The sequence below is a fragment of the Prosthecodimorpha hirschii genome (assembly GCF_001305515.1).
In the GTDB taxonomy this organism is placed as follows: Bacteria; Pseudomonadota; Alphaproteobacteria; order Rhizobiales; family Ancalomicrobiaceae; genus Prosthecodimorpha; species Prosthecodimorpha hirschii.
On record NZ_LJYW01000001.1, the window covers coordinates 1 to 13,258 of the forward strand.

A 13,258-nucleotide genomic window follows, 5' to 3' on the forward strand; every position below is an offset into this window, starting at 1 on the left:
GTGCCGGGCGAGCCGACCTGGTGGCTCCGCTGGGCGCAGAGCGTGGCCGCATCCGGAGCGACTGCGCGCCGCCTGCAGCAGCCGATCGAGAATGTGCGCCGCTTCGCCGGCGAGACCGTGACGGTGGTCGGGCGTCTGAAGTGCCCGAACACGCGCACGGTGACGCCGCGGCTGTCGCAGTATTTCGGGACGGGCGGATCGCCGTCGGCGACGGTCGATACCGCCGGCGCCGACTGGGTGACCGTGCCGACCAACACCTGGACCTACTATGCCAGCGTCATCCAGGTGCCCTCGCTCAGCGGCAAGACGCTCGGCACCAATGGCGATTCGGCCCTGATCCTGTCGCTCGGCCTGCCGCTCACGCAGACCTACACGCTCGACATCGCGGAACTGGCCCTGATCCCCGGGGCCCTGGCGGCGGCGGTCGACTGGCCGACACCGGCCGAGGAACTCGCCGCCTGCCGGCGCTACTACCAGGCGCTGACCGCGACCTCAGCGCTCGGGGCCTTCGGCACCGGCCGGGCGACGGGCACGACCGCGGCCGACCTCGTCGTCCCTCTGATCGCGCCGATGCGCGGCGCCACGCCGACGGTCGCGCCGATCAATGCGGTCTCGACGCTGCGCGTCTCCGGCACCGCGTTGAGCGCGCTCAGCCCTGCCGGCCATAGCGACAATGCCGTCCGGCTGACCGGAACGGTCGCCTCCGGCCTGACCACCGGCCAGGCGCTGCTGCTCGAGGGCGTCTCGGCCGGCGACGGCCTCGCCATCGCCCAGGAACTCCTCTGACCTCCAGCCCCAAGGTGCACCATGGCTGATCAGATTGCCGGCGGCATCCACGCCGTGCCGAAGCGCTTTGCCGATCAGGGCGACGGATCCTATGCCGAACGGGTCGAAGCTGGCGGGCGCATCATCCGCGCCGCACCGGCCAGCCTGCCCGCGACCTCGACCTCGGCCTATGCCTCGGGCGACGTGCTGGGCGCCAAGATGCAATTGACCGGCGCGCTCCGGGTCGCTGCCGGCTCCGGCTTTCTGCAGGATCTGACCGTCGCACTGAAGACCAACGGGCTGACGGGCGCGCTCGACGCGGTGCTGTTCCGGGCCGACCCGTCCGGCTCGACCTTCACAGACAATGCCGCCCTGAACGTCGTCGCCGCTGACCTCGACAAGGTGATCGGGGTCGTGAACATGACCAAGATCACCAGCCTCGGCGGCGGCACGCTCTATGAGGCGAACCAGCTTGCCCGCTCGATCAAGCTCGCGAGCGGCCAGGACATCTGGATGGTGCTGGTCTGGCGCTCGGCGCCGACGCTTGGCAGCGCGGCCGACATCGCCGCCGTCAACGCCAATATCGCGGTCGACTGAGGGCGCGCCGATGAGCCTCTATTTGCCAAGCCGCCGCCCCCTCGCCCTGGGTACGGGCGTGCGGGCCCCTGCATGGGTGCTGCGCGATGCCGCTGCCCGCCCCGCACTGCTGGATATCGATTGGGAGGGCGATCGGTACTGGTACGCCGGGCGGTCGTATGCGACGGCGGCTGAGCTCTACGCCGCGCTCGGGGTCGTGACGGTCGTGTCCGGACGGAAAATCACCATAGGCCCCAACCCGTCCGGCGCGGAACTGGTGTCCGGCAGCGTATTCGACGGCTCGGAAAGTATATCGGCGTGGACGGCGGGTCCGAACACGACGCTCTCCTACGCCGGCGGCGGGATGCGAGTGACCACCGGAGCCGAAGGAACGACGGCGTATGGCTATCAACTCATCACGGGGCTGACGATCGGAAAATCGTATGTGCTTCGGGCCGGAGGCATCGGCACGCTTGGGGATATCCGGGTCGGCACGACCCCGGATGGTAATGACGTACTCATTAACGGATCGTTTGGGCAAAACCCACCGACTGGAGCAGGTGGGTCGTGGTCGTTCTTCGCGGCGACTACGTCTGTATATGTTACGTTTCGGGGTACGTCGACAAACGGCGGCACGAGAACATTTTCTTTTTGTAGCGTGAAAGAGTCTTCACTATTCGCAGGGTGGAGTAATATTGGTGGAACGATAGTTATTAAATTTCTTTCTGCATCGACATTGTCGGCGGCGGAAAACTATATGTATATTACTGATCGGTATGGAGGTGGGGCGACTATTACGAACGAGAAGATCGAACTGACGCAATCCACAACAGTGGGCCAGATGGCGTCGTCTGTGCGGCATCTTAATGTTTCCGGGCTGTCGTGCACCGGGAATACCGTTTTCCCAGGCTCGAATACGACAGTCGCGATCGCGTGGGCCAACGCCGATAGCCAAATGTCCGTGAACGGACAATACAACGAAGGTTCCTCCGTAAGTGCAAGCGGGGATATACCATCATACCTGGATAGAGTACATATAGGACACAATGGAATTGGGACAGGTCAGGTACAGGGGACCCTGCGCCGCTGGACGTACTTCCCGCGCCGTGTGCCGGATATATCTGTGCGTGCGGACTGGTACGATCGGACACCCCGATGCTATCCACACGATCGGGGACTCGTTTTGTAATACGTCCTATTGGATCCCGGCATTGGTCGCGGCCTATCCAGGCCGCAAAGTGTCGTATGACGGCGTGGGCGGATCGGCGCTGTCTGAATACGATACACAGGGAGCGCCGCCTGTGCCGTCGCTCGAAAAGAGGCTTGCGCGCACGCCTGCGCTATGGGACCGCACAATCGTATTTATGGATGGTGGAATTTCTGGGCCACCCCGCTACGAAAGTGTATCGGCGGTCATGAGTAGATTAGCCTCCATGACGACTTCTGGGCGGTGGCTATATGTTCAGCCATCGCCAGGAAATAAAGCAAACGGAGACTCGCTAAACTCATATTCCGGCCAGACAAACTATATGGATTGGGTGTCATGGCTGGCATCTGCACGCACCGTGGTTCCGAACGGGAACTATGTGGAGTGCCTTGCTGCGCTCCAGGCGGCAAATAATGGGTCTGGTACGGACCTGGCTGATGTGGCAGCGGGATGCGTGCCTTCGTCCCTTCTGACGGATGCGCCAGCGGCAAAGCTACACGAGGGCGCAACTGCTGCTGGTATCCGAGCCGGCCTCGTGAAGGCAGCGACCGATGCCAATCCGAGCCTGTTGGCCTGACGCCACACCCTGATCACGTCTGTGGGGGTGCCGACCACCCCCACAATCCCGCATTCGCCCCGTCACATTGCCGCCGCGCGCTGCGCAGGCCGCGCCACCAGGACGTCGTCATGATCGTCGGCACTATTGTCCGCCTGGCTCTTGCCGGGGCGCTGGCGCTCGGCCTCGCCGCGGCCGCGAGCGCCGAAGAGGGCATCGCCTCCTGGTATGGCGGCCGGCACCACGGCCGGCCAACGGCGAGCGGTAAGCCCTTCGATCAGAACGCCATGACGGCCGCGCATCGCACCTTGCCGCTCGGATCGCGGGTCAAGGTCACCAACATCGCCAATGGCAGGACCGTGATGCTGCGCATCAACGATCGCGGGCCGTTCGTCCGCGGCCGGATCATCGATGTCAGCCGCGGCGCCGCCGGCCAGCTTGGCTTCGTCGCCCGCGGCCTTGCCCGCGTCCGCGTCGAGCGGCTGCCCTGACCTATCGCCCTCACATTGGGAGATTGCCATGAGTGCCTTCGTCGATCGTTTGCGTGCGGCCGTCGTGCCGATCCTGGAAGAGCTTTCGGCGCTTCGGCCGGGAGAGGATGCCGAAATGGCTGCGCGCCATCAGGCCGAGCGCGACGCGCTGAACGAGACGCACGCGAACGAGCGCGACGCGATCGCCACCCGCCGCGCCGCCGAGGACGCGGTCGGCGTCGAAATCCTGAACGGGCTCGCCCGCATTCCGGTCTGATCGGAGACTACCGCCATGCGCGCCGTCGACATCGCCCGCCGCCTCTGCCGGCGCGCGCGGCCGGAATATCTGGAGGCCTTCGATCAAGGCGATGCCCTGCTCGATGAGGCCGGCATCAACACGCCGCTGCGGCTGGCGCACTTTCTGGCGCAGATCTTCCACGAGTGCGGCGGATTGACCATCCGGCGCGAAAACATGCGCTTCACGGCGGCCGGCATCCGTGAGACCTGGCCGTCGCGGCCCGAGGCGGTCCGCTTCGCCGGAGACCCGGACGGGCTGGCCAACTGCGTCTATGGCGGGCGGATGGGCAATGGCCCGCCGGAGAGCGGTGACGGCGCACGCTACGTCGGCAACGGACTGATGCAGACGACCGCGCGCGGTGCCCATCGCGAGTATGGCCGCAAGGCCGGGGTCGACTTCGAAGCCGACCCGGACCTCGTAACGGACCCGCGCTATGCGCTGCTGCCGGCCATCCTTGAATGGACCGAGATGCGCTGCAACGAACTTGCCGATCGCAATGCGATCAAGCAGATCGGCAACGCCATCAACCGCGGCAATCCGAATGCCCAGAAGGCGCCGATCGGCCACAAGGACCGCGTCGCGTGGTTCGACAAGATCTGGGCGCTGATGCAGGCCGGCGGCACCGCGCCGGCCGAACCGTCCTGGCGGGCGGCGGAGCCGGATCCGGATATCGCCGACCTGCAGCGGCTGCTGGTCCGGCTTGGCTATGCCGTCGTGGTCGACGGCCGCAAGGGGCCGAAGACCGTGGCGGCGCTGCAGGACTTCCAACGCCGCAACAAGCTGGCGGTTGATGGCGTTGCCGGCGCGCAGACCCGCGCGGCGCTGCATGCCGCGATCGATGAGCTGGACGATCCCGTCATCAAGGCGCCGACCCCGCCGAGCGCGGATCAGCCGCCGATCGCCAATCCCGGGGCGACCGGGACCGGCGTCGCGGTCGGCGGCGGGGCGGCGATCGAGGGGGTCGACCGCATCGGCCAGATCATTCTCGATCAGAAGGACCAGCTCGGCCCGGCGATCGAGCCGATCGCGGCCGTCGTTCCCTGGGTCAAGATCGTCCTGGTGCTGCTGACCGTCGCCGGCGTCGGCCTGATGGCCTATGGCGCCTGGATCAAGCTGCGGCCCCGCGCGGGGACGCCGTTGTGAACCTCGCCGCCCTGTTCGGCTTCCTGCCGGCGGAGTGGCGCGCCGGCCTGCTGCGGCTGGCCGGCCATGCGCTCGTGGCACTGGCCGTCTATGCCGCCGGCTACGCGACGGCCTGGCTTTCGGCGCGTGATGCCGAGGCGTTGGCGGCGGTGCGGCGCGCGCTCGGCGCGGAGCGCATCGCCCATGCGGTCACCGAGGCCGACCTCGAGGCGACGCGGCGATCGCGCCGCCTGTCCGACGATCTGGTCGCGGCCGATCGCGCGACCGCCGCCGATCTCCAACAGAGGATAGACGCCTATGAGACCCGCCTCGCCGCGCTGGCGCGACCTGCTTGCCGCTTCGATTCTGGCGATGTGGCAGACCTCCTGCACCTCCGCGGCGACGGACCCGCCACCGGCTTCGGTCCTGCACCGACGGATCCCCGACCCGCCGGCCGTCCTGGCCCCGGTGCCCCTGCCACTGCCGGCATCTCCGACTGCCGCCGCTACGCCGCCCGGGTGACCGCTGCGGCGCGCCTCGCGAACGAACGCCTGATCGCGGGCCGCAAGGCCTGGATCGACCTGCAGCGCAGCTATTCGGAGACGCCGAAGTGACCGATCCGTCCGAATGGACCCTCGACCGCAAGATCCAGGTCGGCGCCGTCTTGGCCGTGGCCACGAGCATCTGCGGCCTGATCTGGCAGGCAAGCAAGGCCGACTCGGCGCTGACCGAGCATGGCCGCGCGATCACCTCCCTGCAGGCGCGCCTCGATCGCTATGACGAGGGCAGGGCGGTCACCGGCGAGCGGCTGATCCGCCTCGAGGAACAGGGCCGCGCCACCCTGGAGGCGGTCCGGCGGATCGAGGCCCGGGTGGATTCGCTCTCGGCGAACACACCCAATCGCCGGACCGAGATCGGCCCGATGGCGCCGCCGCTGGAATTCCGCTGATGAGGCAGCCGACAGCCCGCACCTGGGAGATCCTCGCCGCCGCCCGTCGCCTTGCGCAGGCGGAAGGCACGACGACGGAAGTCGTGCTGGCGATGGCGGCCGAGGATCAGGAATCGCGGTCGGTCTTGGCATCCGCGTCGGCGGGCGAGCCCCAGGCGGCGGGGCGCCAGCCGGAGGCGTAGGCTTCCGCCAGGCGGGCGGTGCCGAGGGGGATCGGCGCGTCGCCGAGCTCGTAGGCGATCACCTGGCGGCGGCCGAGGCCGAGCCAGTCACCCCACTGGGCCTGTGTCAGGCCGAGGGAAATCCGCGCCCGGCGGAACGCTACGACGGCGTGTTCCTGCGGCGGCATCGGCGGGAGCTCGGCCGGTTCTGCCTTGGTGGGTGGCTCTCGCGGTGGCAGCACGGCGTCGGGGCGGACGTAGCCCTTGGCGCGCGGGTCGAGCACCATGAGGCCGGGCAGGCGCGCCGAGATCTCTTTCAGGTCGATGCTCGCCTGGGCGATCGAGACATCGCCCAGGCGCATGATGTCCGATCGATTCAGCCGGCCGGTGGCATGGAAATGCGCTACCGCCCCGGCAAATCGACGGCGAATGGGAAGCTTTAGGCCTTGCCATGCCGGCGCGTCCGGCGATGTGGCGTCATTGGTGCTCATGGTCGGCTCCTGCGGTTCTTTCGTCACCGGTCCCGCCGCCCCCTTTGGAGGCGGCGGCCCGAGCGATCAGCCTTGGCTGGCGACGTAGCGGCGGATCAGAGCCTTGGCCTCGCCGTAGCGGTGGCGCGCATCGGCGGTCTGGTAGGGGGTGTGTTCGAACTCGCCGGCTGCGGCGTCCTCGGCCGTGTAGGCCACCAGGATCGGCGAGGCGGCCTGCGCGCCGTTCATGGCGACCCAGCCGACATTCGGGCCGGCGTAGACGACGCCGAAGGTGTGGCCATACGAGCGGTCGGCGTTGAGGGCAGCTTCGGCCTGAGCGGTGATCGACTTGGTCATTTTCATCTCCATCGGCCTCAGCGGGCCTGTCTGTGGGCCGCAGCCCGTGGTCGATGGATTGGGTATAGCCGCACAAAACTATGCTGTCAATGGGATATGTGCAGTTAGTGCGCTTTTTTCTCGTGATCCGAGTGTCGCGCCGGCTTACTCGGCTTGCCGCGCTCGGATCATCAAGCCAAGGATGGCCAGCGGCGGCCAGGTGGCGGCGCGCCTGGCCAGGCGATCGAGGATCAGGATTTCCGCGTCCGTCCGGTCGTCGGCGATCTCGATCAGGCTGGCGGCCAGCGTGCTGCCGGACGGCAGGCTGTCGTCGAGCGTGACCAGGCGCGACTGCTCCAGGCCCTGCAGCACCCAGCCGACGGCCGAAGCCTCGACCGGCGACAGCGCCAGGTCAGCGGCCGCCGCCTCGGCGAGATGGCGCAGGCGCGTGAGGTCGGCCTCTATGAGGTGGCCGGGAGCGACCCCAAGGGCGTTCGCCTCGACCGCCGTCGCGGCGATCGAGGGGGAGAGAAGGATGCGGATGCGCTCAGTCATGGATAGCCTGCGAACCTGAGGTCGGCGAACATCAACGGAACACCGGTGGGATTCTGGTGGGACTTTGCGCGCCGCACTATGCACCACAATGCCATTTCGTGCCGATCGCGTGCTTCTGAGGTCTTGTCCAGGCGGACATATCTCATTATGGATCATAAGAAAAATCCCATCGGGGCATAGCGCAGTCTGGTAGCGCGGGAGTTTTGGGTACTCCAGGTCGCAGGTTCGAATCCTGCTGCCCCGACCATCGTCCCCTTTGGCCGCCCCCCACGTCCGGGTCTCTCTCGTCCGGGGCCCTTTGAGGCCTGGACCGGTGCGGGGCGGCGACAGAGCTCCGGTGCGCCCGGCGGTCGCCGGAATCGCGGTCACGGCAAGGCAGGGGCGCGCCTCCGGACGGGACCGAACGTGACCGGACCGGCCTCCGGCGCATTTCCTTCAATGTTTCACGGCTCTGACCAGGATGGCTTAAGGCTGCGGCGAGTTTGGCCGGCAGGCGCCACGCCGGCGATGTATTCTGTCCGAAATTTCAGGTTCGAACACCTGGGCTCGCAAGATGAGACTCCCCGCATCGCTTCGCCGTTTGCTCCAGGATCGAAAAGGATCCCTGCTTTCGACCTTCTCGCTGTCCTTCCTCGGCATCACCGTTCTGACCGGCGGCATCCTTGACGTGGGCGTCGCGCAGTCGGCCAAGCTCGACATGCAGCAGGCGCTCGATGCCACCGCCCTGGCGGTGGCGAAGGAGGGCTACGGCAAGACCTCGGCGCAGATCCAGTCGGCCGCGGACACGCATTTCCGTGCCCTGTTCACGAATGCCGACGTGAAGAACACCACCGTCACCGCCACCATGCAGAGCGACGACGCCGGCGGCAGCACCGTGACGGTGACCGGCGCCGGCACCGTCCAGACGACCTTCCTCAGCCTTGCCGGCATCCCGACCATCGATGTCGGTGCGACCGCCGTCGCCGCCTGGGGATCGACCCGGCTGCGCGTCGCCCTGGTGCTCGACAATACCGGCTCGATGTCCAGTTCTGGCAAGCTGGCGGCCCTGAAGACGGCCGGCAAGAACCTGCTGACCCAGTTGCAGACGGCCTCCAAGTCGGCGGAGGACGTCTATGTCTCGATCATTCCGTTCAGCCGGAACGTGAATGTCGGGACCGGCAATGTCAGCGCCTCCTGGATCCGCTGGACCGAGTGGGACGCCGCCAACGGCTCCTACAACTGGCGGGGGACCTGGATCCCGGCGAGCCACAGCACCTGGAACGGTTGCGTCATGGACCGCGACCAGGACTACGACACCAAGAACACGGCACCGACCACGGCCAGTTCGGCGACCCTCTACCCGGCACAGCAATATTCGAGCTGCCCGGTGCCGGTGATGGCGCTGTCGAACGATTGGACCGCCCTCAACGCCAAGATCGACGCCATGGCGGCGGCCGGCAACACCAACCAGGCGATCGGCCTGCAATGGGGCTGGTCCTCGCTGACGACCGGGCCGCTGGCGGTCCCGGCGATCGATGCGAAATACAAGTATCAGACCGTCGTCATCCTGCTGTCCGACGGCCTCAACACCGAGAACCGCTGGACCTCGTCGACCAGCTCGATCGATGCCCGTCAGAAGAAGACCTGCGACAACATCAAAGCGGCCGGCATCATGGTCTATACGGTGCAGGTCAATACCGGCAACGATCCGAAGTCGACCCTGCTGGAAGGCTGCGCGACCGATACGTCGAAATTCTTCTATCTGACCTCGGCGACGCAGATCATCTCGACCTTCGGCACCATCGGCACCTCGCTGTCCCAGCTGCGTCTGTCGAAATGAGCCGACGCCCCTGACCGCGCGGCGGGTCGGGGTCCCGCCGCCGCCCTTGCCGGTCAGCCGTGGATCTGCAGCCAGCGCTCGATCGCCTCGCGCGTGCGCCCGCCGATCACGCCGTCGACGGTGTCGGCGAAGCCGCCCGCGCCGATCAGGAACTGCTGCAGGCCCTTTCGCGTCTCGACGGACCATTCCTCCAGGCCGAGATCGCCGATCGTGCCGCGCCGGCGCGCGACCAGATTGTCGGGACCATAGGCGGCCTGCAGGTACTGGATCAGGTATTTGAGGGCGAGTTCCGGGTTGCGCGGCACGCCGCGGCCGCCGTCGTGGTGCAGGCTGAGGAAGCGCAGCGCCGTCGGATCGCGCTGGTCGGCATCGCGCGAGAAGATGCTGAAGGCCTTGGAGAACCAGGCATAGGCCTGTCCCGGGTCCTGCGGCATCGGGCGCCGGTTGAGCCGGCCGCGGTCGTAGAGCTCGCCGAGCCTGTACATCGACGGGGCATGGCCGCGATTGGCCGCTTCGAGCAGCAGGCCGACCACGTCCTGGTCGCTCGTCGGGCTGGCCCGGTCGGAATAGGTGTAGAGCTGCGCCAGCGAGGTCGAGGCCGGCGTGATGCCGCGCGAGCGGGCCAGCCGGTAGTAGCGTTCGGCCTCGAGGTCGTCCTCCGGGCCGCCCTGACCCTTGTCGAGCATGATCGCATAGAGGAAGGCGGCAGCGCCGCTGCCGCTTTCGGCCGCCTCCCGATAGGCCGCGCGGGCCTCCACCTCGCGGCCGTCGCGCTCCAGGGCACGGCCGAGGGCAAGGCGCCAGCGCGCGGTCTGCGGGGCGGTGCTGAGCACGGCGAGGCAGGCCGGGATCGCCTTGGCGGGCTCGATATACTCGAACTGGCGGGGCTGCACGCCGCGCGGCAGATCGGTGTCGTAGAGATAGCCGGCCGCACGATCGCACTCGGTCGCCTGGCCGGGCGACGCGACATTGGCGGGCGGCAGAGGGTTCGGAGGCGCGCCCGGCGGCGCCGAAATCGGCTGCACGCCGCCGCCGATCGAACCGGGCGGAACCGGGCCGCCGAGGCAGCTCCGCGCCAGATCGATGGCGCGCCGGCCGTTCGGATCGAGCACGCCGGCCACGACATTCTGGCCCGGGCCGGCCCCGGCCACGGACCCGAACAGCTGGCAGGTGCGCTCGGTGCGCGAATAGAGCCAGCCCTGACAGGAGACGCCGGAGCGGCACAGGAACGAACACTGCTCTGCCGTCGGCTCCCGGCCGAGCCCGACCGGGGCGGACAGGCCGTCGGGGGCGCAGTTCGGCGGCAGGTCGCGATAGTTGGCGCGCGCCTGTTCGGACTGCACCAGCCGCTTGCGGGCCAGTTCCACCACATTCGGCGCGGCGCCGCGATAGATGCCCGATACGCGCCCGCTGTCCGGAACCACGTCGATCACCTGCGACAGCAGGGTGCAGCGCCGGTCGGCGGCCGCGAAGCTGTAGCCGACGCAGGTGCCGGTCTCGGAACAGGCGGCCAGGCACTCTTCAGGGCTGCCCGCGCCACGGGTGCGGTCGTTGGAGAGCGTGGTGCCGACCACGTCGAAGCCGGCATAGTAGTCGGTCTGGCCGCGATTGACATCCGGCGCCGGCGGCTTCTCGCGCACCAGGGCGTCGATGCGCGAGACCAGCGCCGTCTGGCGCACGTCGACCAGCACCTCGGCATCGGCGCGGCGGCGGATGTCGTCGACCTGGCCATACTGGGTGCATTCGCCCTCCGCCTGCACGGCGGCGACGCAGGCCTGGTTGGCGAGGCACTGCGCGCGGCAGGCATTGCCGTCGGCGGAACGCTCGCGGCCGACGATGCGGCCGGCCAGCTCGGCGCCGACGAAGGCCTGCGCGGTGCGGGACTTCGCCGTCACCGAGCGGCGCACGGCCTCGGAGGTCTGGCCGTCCTGGTCCTCGATGCCGGTCACGAAGCTGACCGCCGGGCCGGCATTGGCGGGGTCGATGTCGGTGAAATGCCGGCAGGCATTGGCGAGCGGCGTGTAGGTCCAGGCCCGGCAGCTCTGGTCGGCCTGGCAGGAGAAGGCGCATTGGCCCTGGTTCGCCACAGTCCGCGGCGTGCCGCCGCTGAGCAGCGAGACTCCGTCGAGCGTGCGGAAGGCGGTGCGGCGCCGGCTCTCCACCTCCAGGATGGCGCGCAGGCCCGCCGCGCCGGCCGGGCGCACCGCCGAGCGGGAATTGGTATCCGGGGCCAAGCCCGAGGCCTCGGAGAACAGACGGCAGCTGTTGCCGCCGGTCAGGCTGTAGCCCTGGCAGGTGCGATCGTCGCGGCACAGCGTGCGGCAGGCCTCGCCGCCATCGCCGGTCACGCTGCGCGCGGGCGCCTCGCGGCCGGTCAGCGCGAAGCCCGCGAAGTCGGACCAGGCGATCGCCGGCTCCTCCGGCACCCGCGGCTTGGGCTGCGGCACGGCCGTGATGGTCGGACCCGGCGCATAGGGGGATCCGGTGCCGGGCCGGTCGGTTCCGGCTGCGGCCTGATCGCCCGGTCGCGGCGGTCCGCCCGCGCCGCCCGACTGGCCGCTCGCGGGGGGCCCCGGATCGACCGTGGTCTTCGGCATCCGGGACAGGATTTCGGGGCCGACGAACAGCAGGCCGACGAGCAGCAGCACCGAGGCCACGGCACCGAAGACGAACAGCCAGTTCCAGCGCCGCGCCGGCTCCGGCGCCAGATCCATGCGGTCGCCGAGACCCGGCGGCGCGATCCGGGTCTCGCCCTCCTCGAAGCTCTCGCCGCGTCGCCCGAGCGGGCGCGGGGCCGCCGTCAGATCGTGTTCGTAGCCGGCATCCTGCGGAAGGCCGGTTTCCGGTTCCCAGGTCCGGTCGCCGGTCCAGTGATCGGCCGCCCGGGGCGCGTAGATGCGGGTCGCCTCGTCGCTCGGGTCGCCGGCGGGGTAGTCGTCATGGACCGCGCGGCTTTCGTCGTCGAGCCAGCCGAGCGCCATCCTCAGGTCTTCGATCGTCGCCGGACGGTCGCGCGGATCGAGCCGCAGGGCCATGTCGACGCCCGCCAGGAACTGCGTCGAGTAGAGCAGGGGCTCCCGGGCGGCGTCGGCGGCGGGGACATAGGGGTCGGCCGGGCGGCCGTTCAGCGCGACGGCATGCGAGCGGGTCAGCGGCTTGATCGGCGGCCGGCCGGCCAGCGCCCGGTACAGCATGCCGCCGAGCGAGAAGATGTCGGTGTGCCGGCCCTGCATGCGCGCGTCTTCCGCGGTCAGCTGCTCGGGCGGGGCGTAGTTCGGCTGGGCGAAAGCCTGGCTGTCGTGGCGCTCGGTATCGAGGCCTTCGCCGCTGGCGCCGAAGTCGACCAGGATCGGCTCGCCGTCGCTGCGAATCATGACATTGCGCGGCGTCAGGTCGCGATGCATGCCGTTCATGCTGTGGATGTAGTCCACGGCATCGAAGACGCGCTCGAACAGCGCCCGCAATTCGAGCTCGGACGGCGGCGAGACCCGTTCCAGCAGCCAGTGATCGAGGCTGATGCCCTCGATATACTCCATCACGAAATAGGCGGTGTTGTTGAGCCGGAGGAAGTTGACGCCGCTGACGATGTTCGGATGCCGATAGCGTCCCGTCAGCTTGGCGGCTTCCTGCTCGAACTTCTTGAGCGCCATCTCGTAGGAGCCGGACGACACGTCCGAATGCAGGATCACGGTGCAGCCGTCGCGGCTGGCGAGACCCTGCGGGAAGAACTCCTTGATCGCGACCGTCACGCCAGTCACCGGGTTGGTGGCCTGGTAGGTGATGCCGAACCCTCCGGCGCCGATCACGCGATCGACGACATAGCCGCTGATCTCCGTGCCGAGCGGCAGTGCAAAAGGATAGGCCCGGTCTTTCATGAACGTCCTTGGCGTCCGGTCCCGCGATCTTGACCCGACGCGAGCCCGATCACAACTCTCCTCAGTGGTCAAAAACCGACATTTGCGTCCCGCAAATGT

General features: G+C 68.4%; 12 protein-coding genes, 1 tRNA gene and 1 pseudogene. 10 read left to right on the forward strand and 4 right to left on the reverse strand.

Features of this window, described 5'->3' with window-relative positions; translation table 11 throughout:
- From ABB55_RS30125 to ABB55_RS00035, 8 genes and pseudogenes are all read left to right on the forward strand, one after another.
- Positions 1–786 (forward strand): annotated as a pseudogene (locus ABB55_RS30125) (hypothetical protein); the annotation flags it as partial.
- A 21-nt stretch (positions 787–807) separates the two neighbouring features.
- Complete coding sequence (locus tag ABB55_RS00010) at positions 808–1,362, forward strand: hypothetical protein (protein ID WP_054356975.1); 555 nt, start codon at positions 808–810, stop codon at positions 1,360–1,362.
- Between the two features lie 10 nt (positions 1,363–1,372).
- Entirely contained in the window at positions 1,373–2,530 is a 1,158-nt protein-coding gene (locus ABB55_RS29405; RefSeq protein WP_152981847.1) for a hypothetical protein, read from the forward strand.
- Between the two features lie 705 nt (positions 2,531–3,235).
- A complete protein-coding gene (locus ABB55_RS00015; protein ID WP_054356976.1) occupies positions 3,236–3,595 on the forward strand; it encodes a septal ring lytic transglycosylase RlpA family protein in 360 nt (119 codons plus the stop codon).
- Positions 3,596–3,623: 28 nt separating this feature from the next.
- On the forward strand, positions 3,624–3,851 hold the full coding sequence (locus ABB55_RS00020; RefSeq protein WP_054356977.1) for a hypothetical protein: 228 nt from the start codon (positions 3,624–3,626) through the stop codon (positions 3,849–3,851).
- Between the two features lie 15 nt (positions 3,852–3,866).
- Positions 3,867–5,015, forward strand: a complete 1,149-nt coding sequence (locus ABB55_RS00025; protein WP_054356978.1) for a peptidoglycan-binding protein — start codon at positions 3,867–3,869, stop codon at positions 5,013–5,015.
- Entirely contained in the window at positions 5,012–5,608 is a 597-nt protein-coding gene (locus ABB55_RS00030) for a hypothetical protein (protein ID WP_054356979.1), read from the forward strand. Before ABB55_RS00025 ends, ABB55_RS00030 begins: the two co-directional genes overlap by 4 nt.
- Positions 5,605–5,943: a hypothetical protein gene (locus ABB55_RS00035; protein ID WP_054356980.1), complete on the forward strand. Its 339-nt coding sequence runs from the start codon at positions 5,605–5,607 to the stop codon at positions 5,941–5,943. The genes ABB55_RS00030 and ABB55_RS00035 overlap by 4 nt, the downstream gene beginning before the upstream one ends.
- Positions 5,944–6,049: 106 nt before the next feature.
- Here the strand turns inward: ABB55_RS00035 and ABB55_RS00040 are convergent, their stop codons facing one another.
- The 3 genes from ABB55_RS00040 to ABB55_RS00050 all read right to left on the reverse strand — a co-directional run bounded on the left by ABB55_RS00040 (position 6,050) and on the right by ABB55_RS00050 (position 7,465).
- The gene (locus ABB55_RS00040) at positions 6,050–6,595 is read right to left on the reverse strand and encodes a helix-turn-helix domain-containing protein (protein WP_152981848.1); all 546 of its coding nucleotides are present in this window, start codon (positions 6,593–6,595) and stop codon (positions 6,050–6,052) included.
- A 66-nt stretch (positions 6,596–6,661) separates the two neighbouring features.
- Entirely contained in the window at positions 6,662–6,931 is a 270-nt protein-coding gene (locus tag ABB55_RS00045; protein WP_054356982.1) for a hypothetical protein, read from the reverse strand.
- 144 nt (positions 6,932–7,075) lie between these two features.
- Positions 7,076–7,465, reverse strand: a complete 390-nt coding sequence (locus ABB55_RS00050; protein WP_054356983.1) for a hypothetical protein — start codon at positions 7,463–7,465, stop codon at positions 7,076–7,078.
- A gap of 170 nt (positions 7,466–7,635) precedes the next feature.
- Between ABB55_RS00050 and ABB55_RS00055 the strand changes: the two genes are divergently transcribed.
- Together ABB55_RS00055 and ABB55_RS00060 are read left to right on the forward strand one after the other, a co-directional pair.
- Positions 7,636–7,712: transfer RNA gene (locus ABB55_RS00055), tRNA-Pro, on the forward strand.
- Positions 7,713–8,018: 306 nt separating this feature from the next.
- On the forward strand, positions 8,019–9,284 hold the full coding sequence (locus ABB55_RS00060; RefSeq protein WP_083463212.1) for a TadE/TadG family type IV pilus assembly protein: 1,266 nt from the start codon (positions 8,019–8,021) through the stop codon (positions 9,282–9,284).
- A gap of 53 nt (positions 9,285–9,337) precedes the next feature.
- Here ABB55_RS00060 and ABB55_RS00065 read toward each other — a convergent pair whose 3' ends face one another.
- Positions 9,338–13,159 (reverse strand): protein kinase domain-containing protein, encoded by a 3,822-nt coding sequence (locus ABB55_RS00065; protein ID WP_054356985.1) that lies wholly within the window; start codon positions 13,157–13,159, stop codon positions 9,338–9,340.
- Between the last annotated feature and the right edge of the window lie 99 nt (positions 13,160–13,258).